Below are 21,462 nucleotides of genomic sequence, written 5' to 3'. Positions count from 1 at the left end.
GGCGCGAGGCGGTCCGCCATCGGCCGACCCGGCGCCCTCGGCGGTGTCACCCGGGCCCGGCGGAGCCACCGGGACTCGGCGAGGCGTGGACAGCTCGGCTGGCCGCCGAGCGTCGGCGGCTCGGGCGTCGTGCCGCTCGACGGACCGGCCGCCGTACCGCCGATGGCTCGAACGGCGTGCCGTGCGGCTCGGCCGCCGAGCCGTCGAGGCACCGCGACCCCGCCGTCCGGTCCGGCCGTCGAACCGAACTCGGCGCCCCTGCGGACGGATCAGCCGTCGTCGGTGCGGCGCGCGGTGCGTCCGGATATCTGCACCCGGCTGACCCTGCCGGTGGCCGGATCCCGGTGGAATCGGCCGCCGGGTTCCAGCCGACCGCCGGCCGGGTCGAGCAGATCGCACGACAGGTCGTCGTAGCAGACCAGCGGGATGGGCAGGTCGCCGTCCACGGACAGAGCCGGCATGCCGTCCGGTCCCGGCGCCACGGTGTACACGGTGCTGCCGTTGCGGTAGCTGCCCAGGCAGTCCGGCACGACGACGGGACGGCCGCGTTCCGCCGGTGGGACGGTGGTGGGCACCCGTACGCCTGTGATCCCGGCCAACTCGGCGGCGAGGTCGCGCCAGAGCGCGGTGGCGCCCGAGGCGTTGCCGGTGAAGGCGATCACCACGCCGCTCTCGGGCTCTGCCCGCAGATGGCAGGATGTGCCCTGGGCGTTGCCGTCGTGCCCGCACCACAGGCGCTCGTCCTGCCGGTACAGGGCCAGTCCCGGGCCCCAGCCGTCGGCGAGTGCGCCGGGGCGGGCGGCTGTCTCCGGTCGGCGCATCTCCTTGGCGACGGCAGGCGGCAGGACGTCGCAGCGGCCGATCAGGGCGTTGCCGAACGCGCAGAGGTCCTGCGCGCTCGCCAGCAGGGCACCGGCCGGAGCCTCCAGCGGCGCCAGGTTCTGCCGGGCCGGACGCGCCAGGCCCGTCGCGGTGTTGAACGCGTGACCGGTGGCGACCGGGCGGAGGGAGGCGGTGTCGCCGACGAACGCGGGGACGGTACCCAGGGGTTCGAGGAGCAGGGCGCGGACTGCTTCCCGCCACGGCATGCCGGTCACCGCCTCGACCAGCCGGCCGGCGGCGACGTAGCCGGCGTTGGAGTAGGAGAAGTCGGTGCCCGGCGCGAAGAGCGCGTCTTCGGCGGTGCAGACGGCAGCGAGATAGCGCGCTGCGGTCGTTGCGGCGGCGGTGTCGGAGTCGGGCCCGGTGGGCAGTCCGGCGGTGTGACTGAGCAGCTGGCGGACCGTCACGTCCGGTGCGCCACGTAGCTCGGCAAGGTGGTCGGCGGCGGGCTCGTCCAGGTCCAGGTCGCCGTCGTCCGCCAGGAGCATGACGAGGGCGGCCGTGTAGGGCTTGGTGAGCGACCCCAGGGGCACTGCCGTGTCTGCCGTCAAGGGGGCGCCGGAGGCGGCGTCGGCCGTACCGGTGTGCAGCACTAACAGGTCCGAACCGGTGTCCAGGGCGAGTTGGGCGCCGGGCACCCGGTGGATCCGGGCCAGCGCGTCGAGTCGGTCCTGCAGCTCCTGGCGGACCAGGGCCGGCGCACAGGAGGCGGCCGGAGCGGTGGGGACGGTGTAGGGCATGAGAAGGGGACTCCCGTTGGTGGGTCTCATGTGCGGGTGTGGTACGGCCCGGCCCCAGGAGTGAGCGGTGTCCGGGGCAGGCCGGGCGCGGGCACGCCGGCGTTACGGTCTGCTGACCTCGACGGGCAGCCGGCGTACGCCGATGATGACGGCCGGGTTCTGGAAGGCGATGTCCTCGTAGGAGGGCACCGTCAGGGTGCGGAATCGTTTATGCAGCAGTTGCAGGGCGATCCGTGCTTCCAGCCGGGCCAGCGGCGCGCCGAAGCAGAAGTGAATCCCGTGGCCGAAGGTCAGGTGCGGATTCGGGTGTCGGCCCACGTCGAAGACGTCGGGTGCGTCGAAGTGGGACGGGTCCCGGTTCGCGGCACCGAGATGGACCATCAGCAACGTGTCGGCGGGCAGTTCGTGCCTGCCGAGTACCACGGGCCGGGCGACGCGGCGCCCGAGTTCGGGGAAGGGGGGCAGCCAGCGCAGCACCTCCTCCACGGCGGCCGGGATGCCTGCCGGGTCGGCGCGCAGTGCGGCGTCCGTACCCGGGTGCCGGTCGAAGGTGACGACGGCGTTGCCCAGCAGCGCCGTGGTGGTGATGTGCCCGGCGACCAGCAGCAGGGCCACGAATCCGACCATCTCCTGGTCGGTGAGGCGGACGCCGTCCACCTCGGCGGCGATGAGCCGGCTGGTGAGGTCGGTACCGGGATGGGCTCTGCGATGGCGGATGTGGTCCAGCATGTAGCCGTTCATCTCGCGCACCGTCGGGGCGATGGCCTCCAGGGCCCGTTCCAGGTCGGCCATGTCGGGGGCCTCGCCGAGCTGGTCCCCGCCGAACAGCACGCTCGCCCATTCCTGGAAGAGCCGGTGTTCCTCCGCGGGGATGCCGAGCAGTTCGGCGATCACAATGATGGGGAGCGGATAGGCCAGGGCATCGACCAGGTCGAACCGGTCGCGATCGGCGACGGCGTCCAGCAGCCGTACGCACACGGCCTCGATACGGGGCGCGAGCCCCTGAACGACGCGCGGGGTGAATGCCTGGCTCACCAGTGTGCGGAGTTTGCGGTGCTCAGGCGGGTCCATGCCGACGAAGTTGCCCTGCCGGAAGGTCTCGAAGTCTGCCTGGGTGGGTGTGAGGGCGGACAAGTCCGAGGAGTAGGTCGCCGGGTCGGCGAGCACGGTGGCGACGGTCTCGTGGTCCAGGACCTGCCACACGCCCTGCGCCTCGTCGTACCGCACCGGCCCGGCGTCGCGTAATTCCCGCCAGCGGTGGGGTAACACCTCCAAGAGGAGCGGTTCACCTGCCAGTTGATTACTGATCACCATTTCTCCTTGGTAGCGGCGCGCGGGCACGGAGGGCGAGGTCCACGAGAGGGGTGTGGGCCGATGGCGGCGCTCGGCGCAGACGCCAGGGGCGGCCGGGCACCGCTCGCCACCGCTGTTCGGCGGCCGGGACTGCCGGTGGCGCGGTTGAGCGGTGGCCTCCGCGTGGCTTGCCGTGCGTGGCGCGACGGTCAGGCGTCGTCGGCCGGGCGCCGGGCGGCCCGAAGCGGCTCAGCACGTCCGGCGCAGGGCACTGCGGTTGCGCGACCGGCCACGGCCCCGCCGCGCACCCTGTCGTGCAGTGCACAAACCCGGCATGACACGTCCCCCTCGGTGACACCTCCCGCGCGACGGCCACGCGGGGTCCTCCCGGCTCCGGAGCGGACAGCGGGGTCCGCAGACCCGACCGCTCGAAACGACGTCTGAGAATATGCAGTCGCGGGTTCCTGTCGCCTCACGATTGGCATGAGGCGCAGGCCGGTGACCTTCGTTTCGATGGAACTCAGCCACAGTTTTCACGTTCCGTCACCTTGAAGCAACCCCCAAAAGTTGAACGCTGAGTATGCAGGCGGTGCATTTGCGTCACCGCCGGGCCACTTCGGCGGGGACTCTGGCGGGTGCAGCGCTCCGGCCGGAACGTCGCTCCGCGTGTGCCCCGGGCTTTCGCCGGCAAACCAGGCACGCCGGAAAAAGTTGCCGTCGGGGCGCTCAGCGGCCGCCGGCCGGCCCCGCGCGCGGCCGTCCCGGGGCCGACCGCCGCTCCGATCGGCAGATGACCTGAAACCACCGCTATCAGGGGAGAGTTGTTGCAGTCACCGGGCGGGATCCGGACGGGCGTGAGGGAGGGCGAAGAATTGCGCCACCTGTGCACGCTTGTACGTCGGTGACCGCGGCCCCGCTGGGGGCGGAGCCGCAGCCCCCGAACCGCCGTGGCATCGATGCCCCGAGCCGCTGCCGGAACGGTGCCGTGGACGTGGCGGGACGCGTTCTGACCGTCTCCGAGTGGGGGACCCAGGGGAGTGCGGGGAAGGACGCGGTCCTGGGCGTCGCATCCAACCCGCTTCAAGGCGCCGCCAGGACAGCTCGGCGGGCGAGATGAAGAACCCGACCTCGGGGAAGACCGGGTGGTCGGGGCCGTCGTCCAGCGCTACGAACACGCCGAACCGTTCGATCGCCGGGACAGTGGCGGAACGGAGGTCCACGGAGCAGTGATCACGCTGGCGCCCTGCGCCACCGGCACCGCGAAGTTCGACGCGACGCCCGCTGTCGACGAGACCCCGGGCGGAGGGTTCGACGGTCACCTGGAGCACCACGCCGCCCTGTGCGACGAAGCGGCCGCCCGGCGCGTGGTTGAGGACTACCTGGGGATGCTGGACGAGGTCGTCCGCGACCCGGACCACCGGGTGGTGGTGTACCGGGTGGCGGGGTCATGAGCGCCGTGGCCTCAGGGCGCGCCGACGCGCGGCGGGAGACGGGAGCCGATGTGCTCCAGCAGCGCCTCCTCGTGCTCCCGAAGATAGAAGTGTCCCCCGGAGAAGACCACGGTCTCCTGGCCGGTGTCGGTGACCTCCGCCCAGCTGTCCAGGTCCGCGACCGGGCAGGCCGGGTCCCTGTCGCCGCCGTAGACCGTGACCGGGACCGACAGCCGCTCGGTCGGCGGGCCGGGGCGGTAGGCGCCCAGCAACCGGTAGTCGGCGCGCAGCGACGGCATCAGGACGTCGCGCAAGTCCGGGTGCTCGTACGCCGCCGCATCGGGTCCGGCCAGCCGCTTCACCGACTCCAGCAGCCGTACGTCGTCGAACGCGTCGCCGGCCGAGGTGCCGTGCAGGTGGGGCGCACTCCGAGCGGACACCAGCAGTGCGACGGTCTCGGCACCGGCCGTACGCGTCAGGCGTCGCGCCACCTCGTAGGCGACGGCGCTGCCCATGCTGTGCCCGAACAGGGCCACCGGCACGTCGAGATGGGGGACCAGCGCGGCCGTGACGGCGTCGGCCAGCTCCGTCATGGACGTCGCGCACGGCTCGGCGAGCCGGTCCTGCCGCCCCGGGTACTGCACCGCGAGTAGCTCCGTCCCCTCCTCCAGCCGGGACGCCCAGGTCGCGTACAGGGTCGCGGTGCCCCCGGCATGCGGGAAGCAGACCAGCCGTAGCCGCGGACGTTCGACCCGGTAATGCCGGAACCATGGATTCCGGGAGTCGACCCGTGCTCGTCGTGGACCCCGTGAGTACATCGTCATCCCCCACCGCGCCGGCAGCTCGGGCGGCCGTCCGCCCGGCACATGTCGATCGACCGCGTCAGCGTACCAACCGTCCCACCTCGGACATCGCCCGTTGGAGTCCCAGTGGCCTCCCCCCACCAGCCGTTCCTCATAGCTCAGCAGTGAGTCCGAGCACGGGAACGCAAGGGCTCAGAACATGCCCACACCGGTGGTGGGCGTGGCTTCAGCCGACCCAGGGGCCTGGGAGTTCTTCACGGATGGTCTCAAGATCGGAAATCGTGTGCCCACGCGCGTGGATCCAGGACTGGTCCTGAATGCCGTCCCGGCGCAGCAACCGGCCGGGAGCCGCGTACCAGCGGACCGGCGAGTCGTCCTCGCTCGCCCACATGGGATGGTCGGGCAGGCCGACCCGGGCATAGCGGGCGTGGAGATCCGGCATGAGCGCGTTGGGGAGCTCGCAGGCGTCATAGAGACTGTCCGCCGCGAAGAGCGACTCGCTCAGCACCAGTTCGACCCACGCAAGGGACATCCGGTCGAGAAAGGGAATCCAACCCTGATGTGATGCCACCACCACCGGTGGGTCGTCCTCCTCGATCTGGGCGAGCGGAATTCCCCAGAAGGCGCAGTCCTGGTTCTCGCGGCGGAAGACCAGGACGCCGCCGAGGGCGTCATCGATGTAGAGGCCAGTTGGCTTGACCAGAGGGTCCTGTTGCCGGGTCAGGTCGTCCCGACGGCCGATGAGCGCGTACCCCTCACTCAAAGCGGCCGGCAGCTCGAAGCCGAGATCAGCCTCCACAGCCGCCAATTCCTCTGCGGTGCAGCCGTCTTCCGGCACCACCGGACGGCTCGTCCATGCGTCGGCGAACCAGCGCACGAACTTCCAGGTACGGGAGCGAGTACACACTCCGCCTCGCAGAGCCACCGACACATCAGGACCGTCCAGCATGCCGAGGACGCTACCGCCTCCCTCAACCGTGCGGCGAAGCACAGGAGCCCCGGCTCCCGATCGTCGGCGGCTCAACTCGACCCGCCGACGACATGAGATGTCCGACGTTTCGGCCGCCGGACCCCGAGGGCGGATCGCGAGCCCGCCAGGTGCGGGACCCGGCCTGGTGGCGTAAGCACGAAGCCGGGTGCTGTCGCAGCGGTGAGTCTGCCGGCGCGCACAGGTCCACCTCCCGACCGAGACAACCAACTCATCGGGAGCAAGGCGATCTCGGTGCCGTTTCTTTCGTCGGCGGTTGATCCGCCAGGTCGCCGCCGTCACGCAATGGTGCGACGACAGCGGCGCCCCGGACCTGCCCTTCCACGCCGAGCTGCCCACCTCCGGCAACTGGTGGCAAGCTGGTCCGGCGAACGCGCACCCACAGAGGGCGTGTCTGTGGGCGGCGGTCCGCACCTTGGAAGGAAGGCTTCACAGATGCACGCCGTACTGCACGCACTGTCGATTGCCGGGTCCATGACCTGGGAGATCACCTGGGCCCTGGTTCTGGGCTTCGCGCTGTCCGCTGTCGTCCAGGCCGTGGTTCGCAAGTCCACCGTGGTTTCGCTCCTGGGCGATGACCGGCCCCGCACACTCGCCGTCGCCGCCGGACTGGGCGCGGCCTCTTCATCCTGCTCCTACGCAGCCGTCGCGCTGGCCCGCTCACTGTTCCGCAAAGGCGCGAATTTCACCGCTGCGATGGCTTTCGAGATCGCCTCCACCAACCTGGTCGTCGAGCTCGGCGTGATCCTGGCCCTGCTGATGGGCTGGCAGTTCACCGCCGCCGAATTCTTCGGCGGCCCGATCATGATCATCCTGCTGGCGGTCCTGTTCCGCCTCTTCCTGCGGGACAGACTCCTGCACACTGCCCGCGAGCAGGCTGAACGCGGGCTGGCCGGCTCGATGGAGGGCCACGCCGCGATGGACATGTCCGTTCACCGTGAGGGCTCCTTCGCCCGGCGCCTGTTCTCCCGCGAGGGTTTCACCTCGACCTCGCATGTCTTCGTCATGGAGTGGGCGGCGATCCTGCGCGACCTGATCGTTGGCCTGCTCATCGCCGGTGCCATTGCCGCCTGGGTTCCCGATTCCTTCTGGCGCGGCTTCTTCTTCGAAGGCCACCCTCTCGCTGCCAAGCTGTGGGGCCCGATCGTCGGCCCGCTGGTAGCGATTGCCTCATTCGTGTGTTCCATCGGCAACGTGCCGCTGGCGGTGGTGCTGTGGAAGGGCGGCATCAGCTTCGGCGGCGTGGTCGCATTCATCTTCGCCGACCTGCTGATCCTGCCGATCCTCAACATCTACCGGAAGTACTACGGCGCCAAGACGGCCGCCTTCCTGCTCGGCACCTTCTACCTCGCGATGGTCGTCGCCGGGTACATCGTCGAATTCGCCTTCGGCGGGCTCGGCCTGATCCCCGACCAGGCCGACGCGAAGATCCCCACGGAGGGCGTGAGCTGGAACTACACGACCTGGCTCAACATCGCCTTCCTCCTCCTGGCCGCAGTGCTCCTGGTGCGCTTCCTGCGCACCGGCGGGCTGTCCATGCTCCGCATGATGGGCGGCCCACCCGACACCGGCCACGATCACACCGGTCATCTGCAGCATGGGCACCCGGCAGGGGACACGCACGGCGGGAACCACCACTGAAGTGCGGCCTCCACCCGTGGGTGGAGGGCCGATTCTGCCCACGGGCCGATCCGTTGACCGGGGTCGACATGCTGGAGTAGCTCTGTGACTGCCATCTTGCCGCGCGTCCTGCCCAGCCCGGACGGCAAACCGGTTCCGCCGCCCGGCACCGCCGACGTCTTACGGGCCTTCGCCCATGACCTGGCTGCCGGACGGCGGCCCTGGACGGCTGAGACAGCCCAGTTCATCGCCGCGCAGTTCGACCAGCTCGCCACCGACTGGGACACCACCCGCGCCACCGGCCGCGACGACCCCCTGCGCGACGCGCTCACCCGTGGAGGGCCACTGCCTACGGGCCCCTGCCTTGAACTCGGTTCGGGCACCGGCCTGTTCACCCCCCTGCTGAGTACCGTCTTCCCGCAGGTGATCAGCGTGGACCTGTCGCTACGCATGTTGCAGGAGGCCCATGGCCGCTCACCGGTACGCGTCCAGGCCGACGCGAGCGCACTGCCGCTGCCGGACTCCTCCGTCTCCGTCATCGCCGCGATCGACATGCTGCTGTTCCCTGCCGAGACCGCCCGCGTCCTGACACACGACGGAGTACTGCTGTGGATCAACCAGCTCGGCAGCGACGGCCCGCTGTACCTTCCCGCCACTGCCGTCGCCACAGCCCTGCCCGGCGCCTGGCAGGCGACCGAGTCCGAAGCCGGCTGGGGCACATGGGCCGTCCTGCGCAGCACCCGCTGACACGCCTCCGGCCCGCCAGCGAACCACCGCCGGGCAGGTCATCGGATGACGCCCCGTTCATCGCTGACATACAGCCCGACCCAGTCACGCCAGGTGCCGGGGCGGTCGTCTCGTCGGCCCAGTCCCCGGTGACCGCCGGGCCGCCCGCCTCGAACGGGGAGGCGGACCATGTGGTCACGGCAGCCGTTCCAGGGCGCGGGCCCCGGCAACTGGGACCGCGAACGTGAAGGCTTCGGCGCCTGAGACTTGTCCCGTAACTGATCTTCGACTGCAGCAGGTGGATCCCCCTGCACTTGGGGAGTCATGCGGCCGAGAGCGGTTGTGTAGGCGGGCGGTGCCAAGCATGGCGTGGATGCCGTCGTCCTTGACGTGGCGGTCGCGCGGGAACCTGGGCTTGGGTCGCGATGCTGGGCACTTGCCGGCTGGCGCTGCTGCTCGTGGGGGAGCGGAGCCTCAGCTGTTCTGGATGCGCCGGGCCGCAGCCACGAGTTCGGCCGGCAGCGCGGGACCAGCACACGCGTGATCAATCAGCAGGTCCCGGTACGAGTCGTTCGGCAGATTCGGCGCCAGTTCGATGAGTTCGCTCAGATCGGCACGCGAGCCGGTCAGTCGTGCACGGTAGGCGGCCCCGGCCGCGCGAAGTGAGAGCTCAGCCGGCTCGTACGTCGTCCCCTGATCGATCAGCCGGACCGCAGAGGTGAAGTCGCCCTGCTCGGCACGCACATCGGCCAGGTCGAGATAGAGCGACCAGTTGGCCGGTTCTAGGGCAAGAGCCCGCTCGAACGCCGCCACGGTCTGCTGAAGATCCCCCAGCTTGCGCCACGTGCCCGCTCGCACTACTTCCGTCAGCATGATCCGCTCAACGGAGTCCGCCTGGTCGCAGAGGGCAAACGACGCATCGGTGAGACCGCATGCCCGGAGCAAGATCGCCATCTTGGCCAACGCCTCCGGCACCGGCTGGCGGGCAGAGACCACGTCGATGGCTTCGAACCAGGGCCGAAATCGTTCCCGCATGCTTTCGGTGTCCAGATCACGGCCATAGTCCATCGTCCGCATGGCGGCCTCGGCCAGAGCATCGGCACTGACCACACCGAGAAATCGTGCATCGCTGAACCAGGGGGCTTTGGCCCAGGCGATGTCGGGCCGCACACCCGTGACCGATCCGATCGCCAGCGCCGCGCCGTCCATGTCGTCCCGAAGGAAGCTGATGTACGACTGCGCCAGTACCGTCCTCAAGGAGTCGGCACCCTGGACGACTTCGGCCAGCTCTGACGGCTTGTCCCTCCACAACTCGGCAAGAACCGCATAGGGCTCGGGGTTCTCAGGAGCGGAGGCGATGGCACCCGCCAGATAGTGCACGGCTGCTGATGGGCTGCCCCCGCAGTGCGCCATCACCCGTGCGAGACCTACTCCAGCTGCTACCGCCCGATTCGACATCGTCCGAGGGTATCCCCGGTCCGGCCTCTGTCGGCTGCCCCCCATGGCTCGCTGGACACGATGCCGTGATCTTTTTGTGGCAGGGCGCGGACCCGGTCCGCAAGGGCCGGTCCTGTGGGCTGCAGTTGGAGGACCGGGTTCTGTTGGCGGCATCGCCCACCTGCACAACCTCGCCCTCGCCGGATGGACGAGGGTGCCGCACGGCGACCGACCTGGGCCATGCCCATTCGAAGACCAGTTACGGGACAAGTCTCAGTACGCCGCTGAGATCAACCGAGTTGACCCGACCTCCAGGGCGGAGGCGCATTGGGGAACCTGATAAGTTGTCTGTCAGTAGTCAAGCCTTCCCGGCCGGGCATCGCCCCCGCCAGGGAGGCTTTTTTCATGTCCGGGCTCGCCCACCGACGCAACGGGCACCCTCCGCGATCGTGCCGCACTCGCCGAGCCCAAGAGGGCCCAAACGCCATGGAACATGCAACCTGAAGGAGACTCATGACCGACGTATCCGTGCGCCTCGCCGATGCGGCCGACCAACCGATACTGGAGCGTCTCTGGTTGCTCTTCCGACACGACATGTCGGAGTTCAGCGGTGCTCTGCCCAACCCCGACGGAACCTTTCGGAGCGATCGGCTCCAAGCCGCATTCGCGCAGGCCGACTGGGCGCCCTATCTCTTGACCAGTGGCGCATCCCCCGTTGGTCTCGCTTTCGTCCGCAGCCTGACTGCTCCGACGCGCGTGCTGAGCAGCTTCTTCGTGGTCCGCGGCGCACGCAGGACGGGGATCGGGCTGCGAGCCGTTCAAGAGGTCGTGGCGAAACATCCGGGGCCGTGGGAAGTCGCCTTCCAGGAGAGCAATGTCGCCGCAGTCGGATTCTGGCGCCGCGTTGCTACCGAGATCGCCGGCGACGTATGGACTGAGGCGCGCAGGCCGGTACCGGAGCGCCCAGATCTGCCACCTGACACCTGGATCACGTTCAACGTACCGGCTGAGGCTCAGGGCTGAACCCTGACGTTTCCTTGCTGCCGGGCACGACTCGGCAGCAACGGAGACGGACCTCCGCGCCAGGAGGCTTTCCTCAAGCTCGACCGACTGGGGCCGAAGCTGGTCCAGGCGGCCGTCCGCCACGGTTACGCCTCGGTCTCCTGGCCGGCGGCTTCCTCCACGGCGTGCTTGCGGGAGTCGCGGGCCGCGGGCGCTCGAGGAGCAGACGCTCCCGGCACTGCGATGGCAACACCAAGGTCATGCAGTGGTGGCGGCGCAAGTTCGCACGGCCCGTGGACAACGGCCCGACCTCGCTCGCATCCGGCAGGAGTTGAGCGTCACGCCGGCGGCCGGGTGAGCTTGGCGGCCACGGCGTCGAGGACCCAGTCCAGGCCGGTCGCGAAGGATGCCTCGGCGTCCACGTCCGTGCCGTCGTACACGGCCCTGGCCAGCGCCGGGAAGCGGCCCGTGGCCAACATTCGCGTCACATGCGGGCCGTGGGCGCGCTGCCAGTCGCGCTTGGACAGGCCCGTGGCGCGCTCGGCCCGCAGGTTCGCGATCTCACGCCTGATCGCGCCGGTGAAGTAGGCGCTGACAGTCTCCACGGCGCGCATGACGGTGTCGATGTCGGCGAGGCCGTCGAGGGCGGCCAGGGTGGCCTCGGTCACGGCGAGGCCGTTCGGGCCCAGGCTCGGGCGGCCGCCGAGCAGGTCGGCCAGCCATTCGTGACGGAGAACGGCCTGCCTGGTGCGGTGGGCGAGGATGCACAGCGCCTCCCGCCAGTCACCGGGCTGCTCCTCGGGGAGGATCTCGGCTTGGACCTCGTCCACCATGAGGTCGAACAGCTCTTCCTTCGTGGAGATGTATCCGTACAGCCGCATCGGGCCGGCGTTCAGCCGGGCGGCGACCTTGCGCAACGACACCGCCTCCAAGCCGCCCTCATCGGCCAGCGCGATGGCGGCGGCGACGATCCGCTCCCGGTCGAGCGGCACGGGGCGAGTCGGCGGCTCCGGCCGGTCCCACACAGTCATGGTGACATCGTACTGTTGCGATACACTGTAAAGGAGAAATACAGTGTATCGACATGAGACACCGCATCGCAGTGGTCGGGAGCGGCCCCGGCGGCCTTACCTTCGCCCGCGTCCTGCACCGCCATGACTACCCCGTCACCATCCTCGAACGTGATCCCGCCCCCGACGCCCGCCCCCCGGGCGGCACGCTGGACCTGCACGAAGGGCTGGGCCAGCTCGCACTGGACAAGGCCGGGCTGCTGGCGGAGTACGAGGCGCTGTCCCGTCCCGAGGGGCAGGCCATGCGCATCCTGGACACGGACGGGACCGTCCTGCGCGACTGGCGACCCCGTCCAGACGACCGGGCCAATCCCGAGATCGACCGCGGGCAACTCCGTGACCTGCTGCTCGGCCCTCTCGACGTCCAGTGGGGGCGTGGCGTGACAGAGGTGGTGCCGGGGACCCGGGACGGCGTACTCGTCCATTTCGCCGACGGGCGACAGGAGACGTTCGACCTCGTGGTCGGCGCGGACGGCGCCTGGTCCCGGACCCGCCCGGCAGTCTCATCGGTGACGCCGCACTACACCGGCGTCACCACGATCGAGACCTCCCTCGACGACGTAGACACCCGCCACCCTCACCTCGCCCGGTTGATCGGCGACGGCTCCGTGGCTGTGTACGGCGTGAACCGAAAGCTCGTCGCCCAACGCAACAGCGGCGGCCACGTCAAGGTGTACGCCCAGTTCCGCGCTCCGCTGGACTGGCACGCGAACCTGGACCTGGAAGACGCCGAGGCCGTGCGATCGAGTCTGCTGGCACTGTTCGACGGCTGGGCCGCGCCCGTCCTCGACCTCCTCCGCCAGGGCACCGCTTTCGTCCACCGCCCCCTCTACGTCCTGCCCGTGTCCCACACCTGGGCCCACGTCCCCGGGGTGACGCTACTGGGCGACGCCGCCCACCTGATGCCCCCATTGGGGGCGGGCGCGAACCTCGCGATGCTGGAAGGCGCCGAACTCGCCGAGTCCATCGCCACCTGCTCTGGAGATCTGGACAAGGTCGTCCGCGACTTCGAGGAACAGATGTGGGCACGGGCCGGCAGGTGGGCGAAGATCACGACGGCTGGTCTGGAGCGCCTGGTGAGCCCGGACCCCGCCGAAGCCCTCGCCCTCTTCGACCAAGTCCAGCCATCCTGACTGCCAAGCACGAGATGGCGCACGAGTTTGCCGTGTTGCCGGGGACGGCTCCTACCGGTCGGCCGCAGCCGAGCTGCGCGATAGAGGCGAAGAGCCGGTGGGTCCGTGGTCCGACCTCGCCAAGATGAAGACGGTTCGCGTGAACGCCATGCCAGGGGAGGGAGCGGTGGCGTCCCACCACGGTGCGAGACCGCCGCCCATCCTCCATCCCGGGCCCCTTGCTTTCAGCTATCGAGATTCGATAGATTCCCATCGCAATTCGATGGGAGGATGGGTCATGGGAAAGCTGACAGTGGGTGCGCTGCGCGCCGTGCTCGTGGTGGTGCTCGCCGGCACCGTGTTCGTGCAGGCATCGATGGTGTGGGCGTTGGCCACCGACCCGGAGGACGGGTCGCTCCCGCTGACTCCGCTGCGCCTGATCACGATTCTGGGCATGGTGTCGGCCCAGGTCGTCGTGGTCTGCGTATGGCGGCTGGTGACGATGGTGCGACGCGGAACCGTGTTCTCCCACGCCGCCTTCCGGTACGTGGACGTCGTGATCGGCGCGATCGTGGCGGCTGCCCTCGTGTGGTTCGCGGTCACGGTCATCAATGCGCCGGGCCAGCGGGACGACCCGGGCGTCACCATCATCATGGGCGGGGTTGGCGTGGCCATCCTGGGAGTTGCTCTCATCGTCCTCGTGCTGCGGATGCTGCTCGCCCAGGCCGTCGCGCGCGACGTCGAAGCGGCGCAGATGCAGGCCGAGTTGGACGAGGTGATCTGATGCCGATCGTCGTCGACATCGACGTGATGCTGGCCAGGCGGAAGATGTCCGTGGGCGAGCTCGCGGACCGCGTCGGTATCACGCCCGCCAACCTGGCGGTACTCAAGAACGGCCGCGCCAAGGCGGTGCGCTTCGCGACGCTCGCCGCGCTCTGCGAGGTGCTCGAGTGCCAGCCGGGCGACCTGCTGCGCTGGGAGCCCGAGACGCCGCGAGCGGATACCGTGCCCCAGGGCGGGCGTGAAGACGCATGGCGCCACCGGTGAGCTCCGCCTCGGACCGCTCAGTCAACGCGTCCTTCAGCGGATGATCGAGGTCAGCGCGTCCACGCCCAGGTGCATGAGGCAGTCGGTGTCGAGCCGGCGGTAGACCACCTGGGCGGTTGCCTCTCCCTGGTCCTGACCTCACGGGAACCCGCAGCGACGTTCCCCAGCGCCCAGGAAGCAAGAGATCCCGAAAGGACGACATCCCCCCACCAGGAGACAGGGGCGCCACCGGCTCGCCGACGGTGGCGACCTCGTCCGGCGGCGATCACCAGCCCGGCGACACCAGGCCCGGCGCACCTCGTCGGTGCTGCCGACCTCAACGCGATCCGGACGGCTTCCTCGCGGAAATCCGGCGATTACTTGCCGGGTGGCGCCACTTCTTCCTCGTTTCCGGTCCAGGACGACCCTAATCTGCACGGCATGATCGACTCATACGCGAGTTCCGACGATGCTGCGGTCGCGATAGCCGGGGCGCGTGCTGGTGCGGACGTGGTCCGCGCGATGTACGGCCAGCGGCTCAACCGCATCGACAAAGGTTCCGGGGACTTTGCCACCGCCGCCGATGTGGAGGCCGAGAGGACGATCCTCGGCGTCATCCGTGCCGCACGGCCCGATGATGCGGTGCTCGGCGAGGAAGGCGGGCAACAAGGTGCCCCCGATGGTGTACGCCAGTGGTTGGTGGATCCTCTGTGCGGCACGTTGAACTACGCCGTCGGCAACATGCTGGTAGCCGTCAACGTGGCCTTGCGCGATGGGGCGGCGGCGGTGGCCGACCCGTTCAGCCGCGAGGTCTTCTTCACCGACGGCGAGACCGCCTGGGTGCGGCATGACGGGGCCGACGACGCACTACTGACGCCCTCGCCCGCTACCCGATTGGTGGACGTCAACCTGGATCCGCCGTTCCCCAACGCGCCCGGCTTCCGAGCCGTGGAGCTGCTGGCCCGCCCTGAGTTCGTCGAACGTTTCCGGCCTCGCGTCGTATCCACGACGCTGGCGCTGGCCTGGGTCGCTGCCGGCAAGCGCGCCGCGTATGTCACCGATGGAAGCGGCCTCTCCAGGAGCGTGCATTTCGCGGCCGGCATCGCTTTGTGCCGTGCTGCCGGCTGCGTCATCACCGGGATCGACGGTGCCCCGATCGGTGAGGCGGGTCGTGGGCTGGTGGTCGCCGCCGACGACGAGACCCACGGGCTGCTGATGTCGATGATGCGCAGCTGAAGCCAGTGCCCCAACAGGCAACGTTTCGGCGCACCTGTCACCCGCTCGTTGGTCGCCTACGACCTGTGAGCCACATAGGGACTACTCGTCCACCTGTTCTGCCGTCGAGTTTGACATGGCTGCCGGACATCCACCATGCTTCCGTTAATTCATTAATACAAGCCTGGTGGAGCCGAGGAAGGCGACGTGATCGACTACCGGATCGACCGCGGCAGCGGCGTGCCGGCCTACGTGCAGATCGTCGAGCAGACCGAACGGGCGCTCCGGATGGGCACCTTGCAGGTCGGGGACAAGCTGCCCACGGCCAGGGAGGTGGTGGCGGCGACCGCCGTCAACCCCAACACCGTGCTGCGGGCCTACCGCGACATGGAGCAGGCCGGTCTGGTCGAACTGCGCCGTGGCCTCGGGACCTTCGTGACGCGGTCGCTCGCCCGGCCCGGCGCGGAGAACGACTCCCCGCTGCGCCGGGAGGTCACCGACTGGGTGGCCCGCGCGCGGGCCACGGGACTGGAGCGGGCCGATGTCCTCGCCCTGGTCACAGCCGCCCTGGACGCCTGCGAGAACGGGCACGACAGCAAAACCCCGGGCGACCGGGAACGAAAGAAGGAGGACGCATGACCGGGCCTGACGCGTCGGCCGCGCTGTGCGCCACAGGACTGGCATTCCGGCACCGGAGGCGGGGCGGCTGGGCCCTGCGGGACTGCGAGTTCACCGTGCCCGGCGGTCGTATCACCGCACTCGTCGGACGCAACGGCGCCGGTAAGAGCACACTGCTGCACCTGGCCGGGGGCCTGCTGCGGCCCGCGTCCGGGCAGCTGCGTGTGCTGGGCGCCGTACCCGGCACATCGGAGGCCCGCGCCCGCGTCGCGCTGCTCACCCAGGACAAGCCGCTCTACCCGCGCTTCACCGTTGCGGACACCCTGCTGATGGGCGAGAAGCTGAACTCCTCATGGGACCGGACGACCGCCGAGCGGATCGTCCGCGAGGGCGACATCCCGCTCCACGCCCGCGTCGGCGAGCTGTCCCCCGGGCGGCGCACTCGGGTCGCGCTCGCCCTGGCACTGGGGAAGCGACCCGAATTCCTGCTTCTCGACGAGCCGTTGGCCGACCTGGACCCCGTGGCACGAGGCGAGATCATGGCGCAGCTGATGGCCGAGACCGTGGAGCGCGGCATGAGCATCGTGCTGTCCTCGCATGTCCTGCCCGAACTCGAGGAGACCTGCGACTGGGTGCTCGTACTGCGGGACGGCCGCGTCGAGCTGAGCGAGGACGTCGAGGTACTGCGCGGGAGCCATGCGGTGCTGGTCGGACCCGCCGGCCAGGCCGACACCCTGGCCGGACAGCACACCGTCGTGCGGAGCCGTACCGGCGGCAGGCAACTGACCGCTCTGATACGGCAGCGTGGACCGTTGCGCGGCGACTGGCACGTCGAACGGCCCGGCCTCGAGGACATCCTGCTCGGCTACCTCCAGGCCGGTGAGCCGGGTCACCGAGCCCCCGCCGATTGGACGGAGGCGGCGGCGTGAAGGGCTCCCTCTGGCTCGCATGGCGCCAGCAGCGCGTGTCGGCCGGCATCGGGGCGGCCGCCCTGGTCGCCGCTGCGGCAATCGCCGCGTACTACCGCTCGGGCATGCTGGACGCCCTGCACAGCGGACTGTTCGACCACTGCGCCACCGGGCCGCTGTACTGCACACGGTCCGACACCGGTCTGCCCCTGCTGCTGGACGTCGAGCCGCTGAAGTACCTCGGGGCGTTGAACATCGCCCTGCCCGTCGTCATCGGTGTCTTCTGGGGCGCCCCACTCCTGGGCCGCGACCGGGAACTGGGCACACACCGCATGATCCTCGCCCAGGGCGTGAGCCGCGGCCAGTGGTTCGCCTCCCGATTCGCCCTGGCCGCGGTGACCACGATCGTCCTCTCCGGCCTGCTCGCGGGAGTGTTCGCCTGGTGGTGGCGACCGGCCGCCGACCGGAGCTACGGCCTGTTCTGGTACGACAACACGGCCCTGAGCGGCTCGGGCCCCCGCGTCGTCGCGGCCGCCCTGTTCGGCCTGGCGGCCGGCACCCTGCTGGGTCTGCTGGCCCGCCGGGTGCTTGCGGCGATGGTCCTGACCCTGCTGGTGACGGGGCTGATGACGCTCCTGCTGGAGTGGACGCACCGGGCCCGGCTGCTGGTCCCGCCGGACACCTACGTCAGCGCCGGCAGCACCCCCAAACCGCCGATGGGTGAGAAGTGGTCGACCGGCGACTACGGCCTGATCACCGCCACCGGCCGTCACGACGACGTACTGAACTGCCCCTTCCCGTCGGGCGCCCAGCTCAAGGAGTGCATGGCGGCACACGGGTACGTCGCCCGCTTCTACGAGGCCAACCCGGCCGGTGACTACTGGACCTTCCAGTGGACCGACACCGCCGTCCTCGGCGGTCTCGCCGCTGTGCTCACGGTCGTCACCGTGCTGCTCCTGCGTCGCCGGGTCTGACCTCGGCGACCCCATCGGGGCACTTCGCCTTCATCCCCTTTTTCTCCCTTCACCCCTCACGGGGATCCCCTTTCGCACGGAGGTCGCTTCGCCATGCCCGCCGACGCCAAGTCACCGAAGAAGCTGCGCAACAACCGCGCCGCCCTCACCCACAAGACCGGTTACGCCCTGCGCCACCCCGGCCGTGTCATCCCGTACCTGCGCCGGGCCGGCCGGGACGCGTGGCTGCGCCTCAAGCACCCCGATCACGTCGGCTACTACCGCGCCGTGATGGCTTCGGACACCCGCCGCAACCCGGAAGCCGCGGTCGGCAGCAAGACCCACGACCGCTGGCTGGCGCTCGGGCAGATGCAGTTCGACTACCTCGTCGAACACGGACTGCGCCCCGACCACCGCATGCTCGACATAGGCTGCGGCAACCTGCGCGGCGGCTGGCGCTTCATCAGCCATCTCGACACAGGCAACTACTACGGCATCGACATCTCACCCGACATCCTGGTGGCCGCCAAGAAGACCCTCGTCGAGCGCCGTCTCCAGGACAAGCTGCCGCATCTGACCATCACCGGCGACCTCACCCTGGACTTCCTGCCCGATGACCACTTCGATGTCGTCCACGCGCACAGCGTCTTCTCCCACTCGCCGCTGGAGGTCATCGACCAGTGCCTGGCGCACGTCGGCCGCGTGCTGACCGACACCGGGTTCTTCGACTTCACCTTCGACCGCACCGAGGGCACCGAACACCAGGTACTGCGCGAGGATTTCTACTACCGCACCGAGACGCTCCTGGATCTGGCGCGGCGGCACGGTCTGCACGCGCGGTTCATGGAGGACTGGGAGAAGCGCCCGCACGGCCAGTCGAAGATACGTGTCAGCCGCTCGCCCCTGCCCACCGACTGAATCAACTTCGCGCCGCTTCTGCATGAGATCAGGCGCTACGGCTGGCTCGGCGTCGAGTTCTTCTTCGTCATCAGCGGCTTCGTCATCTGCATGAGCTGCTGGGGGCGGACTCCCGCACAGTTCACCGTCTCCCGCATCGCACGGCTCTTCCCGGCCTACTGGTACGCCGTACTCCGACTGCCCCCGTCCGTCTTCTGCGTGCTGGGGCTGTCCCTGCTCATCCACGCAACGGTGGAGCGTCGGCTCGGACGGCTGCTGAGGCATCGCCTGACCCTCGACATGCGGCTTCAGGACCCCGCCGCGAGGCCGGCTCCCGCCCACACGCGGTAACCCGGGAACTCCATCCGAAGAAGGATCTCGCATGCCCTTCATCACGCGCACAAGACGCTCTCGCCTGCTCATCGCCGCCCCGACAGTGGTGGCCGCCGTGCTTGCCGTCGCGCTGACTCTGGCCCTGACGGTCACGACCTACGATCACACCTCGCCGCGCGCCGCCCGAGCAGAGGCGTCCGGATCGGTGGCCGCAAACGTCGACTGCCGCAAGGCGAAGTGCGTGGCCCTCAGCTTCGACGGCGGCCCCAGCCCCACGACCCCCAGGCTGCTGGACATCCTCAAACTGGACGGGCTGCACGCCACGTTCTTCGTTCAGGGCAAGGGCCACATCGCGAGGTACCCCGACATCCTGCGACGCATCTCGGACGAGGGGCACGAGATCGGCAATCACACCTGGAACCACAGGAGGCTGACAGACCTCGACGAGGACGACGCCCGTCGGGAACTGACCCGTACACAGGACGCCATCGAGAGGATCACAGGCACCAGGCCCGTCCTGATGCGTCCGCCGGAGGGCCGCACCAACCGCAAGGTGGCCGGGCTCTGCCGGGACTTGGGGTTGGCGCAGGTGCTGTGGAGCGTCACGGCCAAGGACTACGAGACGACCGACTCGGCTCTGATCACCAAGAGAGTGCTCGACCAGACGCACCGCGACGGCATCATCCTGCTGCACGACCTGCACAAGGGCACCGTGCCCGCCGTACCGGGGATCATCAAGGCGCTCGAACAGCGCGGCTACACCATCGTCACGGTGTCGCAGTTGCTCGCCCCTGCCAAGCCCCGGCCGGGTATGGTCTACCGGCCGTGAGGGAGCGCCGCGAGCGCGCCCCGGAACCGGGCGATCGAGCATGCATCCCACGGAACCTGCACCCGGATCAGGTTCCGTCGGCTTCGGCGAGAGTGTGGGCGACGAGGGCGTTGGCGTGGCCATGGCCGAGTCCGTGTTCGGCCTTGAGCCAGGTGACCAGTTCCATGTGCTTGGTCAGGGGCGAGGCGCGGATGAGGTCCTTCCACTCCGCGATCGGGCGGCCGTACTTCTTCTCGATCGAGGGGAAGTAGCTGGCGGGGCCCTTCACTGGTGCAGTCATGTGCGATGTTCTGCCTGTCATGTCGTAGTGATCTTGCCTGCGTGCTTCCAGCGGGTGTCACGTCCGGAGACGCGACGGCAGGGCGGGTGTGGGTGCCTTGTCAACGGACGACATCGAATACGTTCTTCTGCAGGCCGTTGGCGTACGCCTCGTGCTCGACCAGCTTCAGCTTCTGGGTGTCCTTGTCCGTAGCGCTGAACAGACGCTTGCCCGCGCCGAGCAGGAGCGGGAAGACGAGCAGGTGGTAGCGGTCGATCAGGCCGGCGTCCGAAAGGCTCTGGTTCAGGGTGGCGCTGCCGTGGACGATGATCGGGCCGCCCTCGGTCTCCTTCAGCGCGGCGACCTCGTCGAGCGAGCGCAGGATCGTGGTCTCGCCCCAGTTCGACACCAGGTCGTCCTCGGTGAGCGTGGTGGAGACAACGTACTTGGGCATCACCTTGTAGTCGGCGAAATCCTCCATGTTCGGCCATACCGGGCTGAACGCCTCGTAGCTGACCCGGCCCATCAACATCGCGCTGGCTTCCTTCTGCTCCCGGCCCTTGATCTCGAACGCCTCGGCCAGGAAGTCGACGTTCTTGAAGGTCCAGCCGGAGTTCCGGTAACCGGGCTCGCCGCCCGGAGCCTCCACGACGCCATCGAGAGAGATGAAGGCAGTGCTGATCAGGGTGCGCATCTAAGGTTCCTCCGTCACTCGTGGTTGCTTCACAGTGTCAGACGGGGCACCGCGATGGAACTCATCGCCTTCGGACGGAGATCTCCAAAAAACTTTCGGCGGGCTGCGCGGCAGGCGACGAGCGCGTCGAGCGCCCACTCTCGAGGCCCTGACCTCCAAGCGGTCCGCAGGCGGCAGCCGAGGTGGCCCGGGCCGTGCCGTGGCGTCCTGGCCCGCGCCGCCGGCGAAGCCTTTGCCGGGCTGCCGGGCTGCCGGCGGAGGTCGAGGTCCGCAACGAGGCTCGCGTACATCTCTGGTAAGAGCAGAAGTAAGAACGGTCCTTCCAGCCCAGCCGTGGTCCATGCCAGCCACTCGCGCGCGGTGTCGGGGTCGGTGGTCGATGGGTACGCGCCGCCTCGGCGCCAAGCACCGCGAACCGCGCACCCTGACCGAGTACGCCCCAACGGCTGTGCTCCGACGGGCTGTCGGATGACCCGTGGCTGAGCGTGCACGCCCGCGCCGGCGCTGCCATCGACTCCATCGCCCGGCCTCCATGACGCTCGGCGCCTCGCTGCCAGAGGGGTGCCCCCTGGGCCCGGGCTGACCGGACGGGGCCGCGGAGACGGAACCGCACACTTCACATCGATC

At 69.4% G+C, this 21,462-nt stretch carries 21 protein-coding genes and 2 pseudogenes; 14 read left to right on the top strand and 9 right to left on the bottom strand.

Features of this window, described 5'->3' with window-relative positions; translation table 11 throughout:
• Positions 1 to 269 precede the first annotated feature (269 nt).
• The 3 genes and pseudogenes from N8I84_RS02975 to N8I84_RS02965 form a co-directional block, all read right to left on the bottom strand.
• Positions 270 to 1,622: a serine hydrolase domain-containing protein gene (locus tag N8I84_RS02975; RefSeq protein ID WP_263227894.1), complete on the bottom strand. Its 1,353-nt coding sequence runs from the start codon at positions 1,620 to 1,622 to the stop codon at positions 270 to 272.
• Positions 1,623 to 1,724: 102 nt separating this feature from the next.
• Positions 1,725 to 2,891, bottom strand: a complete 1,167-nt coding sequence (locus N8I84_RS02970) for a cytochrome P450 (protein ID WP_263234636.1) — start codon at positions 2,889 to 2,891, stop codon at positions 1,725 to 1,727.
• A 1,100-nt stretch (positions 2,892 to 3,991) separates the two neighbouring features.
• Positions 3,992 to 4,135, bottom strand: a pseudogene (locus N8I84_RS02965) (S1 RNA-binding domain-containing protein); the annotation flags it as partial.
• Positions 4,136 to 4,141: 6 nt separating this feature from the next.
• Here N8I84_RS02965 and N8I84_RS02960 point away from each other — a divergent pair.
• Positions 4,142 to 4,366, top strand: coding sequence for a hypothetical protein (locus N8I84_RS02960; RefSeq protein WP_263227893.1), 225 nt, complete (start codon positions 4,142 to 4,144; stop codon positions 4,364 to 4,366).
• 11 nt (positions 4,367 to 4,377) lie between these two features.
• On the opposite strand, the gene N8I84_RS02955 is transcribed toward N8I84_RS02960, so the two are convergent.
• Together N8I84_RS02955 and N8I84_RS02950 are read right to left on the bottom strand one after the other, a co-directional pair.
• Positions 4,378 to 5,169, bottom strand: coding sequence for a thioesterase II family protein (locus N8I84_RS02955; RefSeq protein WP_263227892.1), 792 nt, complete (start codon positions 5,167 to 5,169; stop codon positions 4,378 to 4,380).
• Positions 5,170 to 5,374: 205 nt separating this feature from the next.
• A complete protein-coding gene (locus N8I84_RS02950; RefSeq protein WP_263227890.1) occupies positions 5,375 to 6,025 on the bottom strand; it encodes an SMI1/KNR4 family protein in 651 nt (216 codons plus the stop codon).
• Positions 6,026 to 6,571: 546 nt separating this feature from the next.
• Between N8I84_RS02950 and N8I84_RS02945 the strand changes: the two genes are divergently transcribed.
• Positions 6,572 to 7,777, top strand: a complete 1,206-nt coding sequence (locus tag N8I84_RS02945) for a permease (protein WP_263234635.1) — start codon at positions 6,572 to 6,574, stop codon at positions 7,775 to 7,777.
• A gap of 84 nt (positions 7,778 to 7,861) precedes the next feature.
• Positions 7,862 to 8,503, top strand: coding sequence for a class I SAM-dependent methyltransferase (locus tag N8I84_RS02940; RefSeq protein WP_263227888.1), 642 nt, complete (start codon positions 7,862 to 7,864; stop codon positions 8,501 to 8,503).
• Between the two features lie 453 nt (positions 8,504 to 8,956).
• Here N8I84_RS02940 and N8I84_RS02935 read toward each other — a convergent pair whose 3' ends face one another.
• Complete coding sequence (locus N8I84_RS02935) at positions 8,957 to 9,862, bottom strand: tetratricopeptide repeat protein (RefSeq protein ID WP_263227886.1); 906 nt, start codon at positions 9,860 to 9,862, stop codon at positions 8,957 to 8,959.
• Positions 9,863 to 10,432: 570 nt separating this feature from the next.
• Here N8I84_RS02935 and N8I84_RS02930 point away from each other — a divergent pair.
• Positions 10,433 to 10,942, top strand: a complete 510-nt coding sequence (locus N8I84_RS02930; RefSeq protein WP_263227885.1) for a GNAT family N-acetyltransferase — start codon at positions 10,433 to 10,435, stop codon at positions 10,940 to 10,942.
• A 317-nt stretch (positions 10,943 to 11,259) separates the two neighbouring features.
• On the opposite strand, the gene N8I84_RS02925 is transcribed toward N8I84_RS02930, so the two are convergent.
• The gene (locus N8I84_RS02925; RefSeq protein WP_263227883.1) at positions 11,260 to 11,952 is read right to left on the bottom strand and encodes a TetR/AcrR family transcriptional regulator; all 693 of its coding nucleotides are present in this window, start codon (positions 11,950 to 11,952) and stop codon (positions 11,260 to 11,262) included.
• 53 nt (positions 11,953 to 12,005) lie between these two features.
• On the opposite strand from N8I84_RS02925, the gene N8I84_RS02920 reads away from it, so the two are divergent.
• The 10 genes and pseudogenes from N8I84_RS02920 to N8I84_RS02875 all read left to right on the top strand — a co-directional run bounded on the left by N8I84_RS02920 (position 12,006) and on the right by N8I84_RS02875 (position 19,882).
• Positions 12,006 to 13,124 carry an FAD-dependent oxidoreductase gene (locus N8I84_RS02920; RefSeq protein WP_263227882.1) on the top strand — a complete coding sequence of 373 codons (1,119 nt, stop codon included), beginning with the start codon at positions 12,006 to 12,008 and terminating at the stop codon, positions 13,122 to 13,124.
• A gap of 277 nt (positions 13,125 to 13,401) precedes the next feature.
• Positions 13,402 to 13,887 (top strand): DUF2975 domain-containing protein, encoded by a 486-nt coding sequence (locus N8I84_RS02915; RefSeq protein ID WP_263227881.1) that lies wholly within the window; start codon positions 13,402 to 13,404, stop codon positions 13,885 to 13,887.
• Entirely contained in the window at positions 13,887 to 14,150 is a 264-nt protein-coding gene (locus tag N8I84_RS02910; RefSeq protein WP_263227880.1) for a helix-turn-helix domain-containing protein, read from the top strand. The genes N8I84_RS02915 and N8I84_RS02910 overlap by 1 nt, the downstream gene beginning before the upstream one ends.
• Positions 14,151 to 14,570: 420 nt before the next feature.
• Positions 14,571 to 15,365 (top strand): inositol monophosphatase family protein, encoded by a 795-nt coding sequence (locus tag N8I84_RS02905; RefSeq protein ID WP_263227879.1) that lies wholly within the window; start codon positions 14,571 to 14,573, stop codon positions 15,363 to 15,365.
• A gap of 186 nt (positions 15,366 to 15,551) precedes the next feature.
• Entirely contained in the window at positions 15,552 to 15,983 is a 432-nt protein-coding gene (locus N8I84_RS02900) for a GntR family transcriptional regulator (RefSeq protein ID WP_263227878.1), read from the top strand.
• Positions 15,980 to 16,891, top strand: a complete 912-nt coding sequence (locus N8I84_RS02895) for an ABC transporter ATP-binding protein (RefSeq protein WP_263227876.1) — start codon at positions 15,980 to 15,982, stop codon at positions 16,889 to 16,891. The genes N8I84_RS02900 and N8I84_RS02895 overlap by 4 nt, the downstream gene beginning before the upstream one ends.
• Entirely contained in the window at positions 16,888 to 17,844 is a 957-nt protein-coding gene (locus N8I84_RS02890; RefSeq protein WP_263227874.1) for a transporter, read from the top strand. The genes N8I84_RS02895 and N8I84_RS02890 overlap by 4 nt, the downstream gene beginning before the upstream one ends.
• Before the next feature lie 93 nt (positions 17,845 to 17,937).
• Positions 17,938 to 18,741 carry a class I SAM-dependent methyltransferase gene (locus N8I84_RS02885; protein WP_263227872.1) on the top strand — a complete coding sequence of 268 codons (804 nt, stop codon included), beginning with the start codon at positions 17,938 to 17,940 and terminating at the stop codon, positions 18,739 to 18,741.
• 33 nt (positions 18,742 to 18,774) lie between these two features.
• Positions 18,775 to 18,915: pseudogene (locus N8I84_RS02880) on the top strand (acyltransferase family protein); the annotation flags it as partial.
• A gap of 187 nt (positions 18,916 to 19,102) precedes the next feature.
• Complete coding sequence (locus N8I84_RS02875) at positions 19,103 to 19,882, top strand: polysaccharide deacetylase family protein (RefSeq protein ID WP_263227871.1); 780 nt, start codon at positions 19,103 to 19,105, stop codon at positions 19,880 to 19,882.
• 67 nt (positions 19,883 to 19,949) lie between these two features.
• On the opposite strand, the gene N8I84_RS02870 is transcribed toward N8I84_RS02875, so the two are convergent.
• A complete protein-coding gene (locus N8I84_RS02870; RefSeq protein WP_263227870.1) occupies positions 19,950 to 20,162 on the bottom strand; it encodes a DUF4287 domain-containing protein in 213 nt (70 codons plus the stop codon).
• A gap of 100 nt (positions 20,163 to 20,262) precedes the next feature.
• Positions 20,263 to 20,835 (bottom strand): dihydrofolate reductase family protein, encoded by a 573-nt coding sequence (locus N8I84_RS02865; protein WP_263227868.1) that lies wholly within the window; start codon positions 20,833 to 20,835, stop codon positions 20,263 to 20,265.
• Positions 20,836 to 21,462 lie beyond the last annotated feature (627 nt).

Source organism: Streptomyces cynarae, from assembly GCF_025642135.1.
Lineage (GTDB): Bacteria > Actinomycetota > Actinomycetes > Streptomycetales > Streptomycetaceae > Streptomyces > Streptomyces cynarae.
Note: the sequence above shows the minus strand (reverse complement) of the source record. Positions and strands in the feature narration are given on the sequence as shown.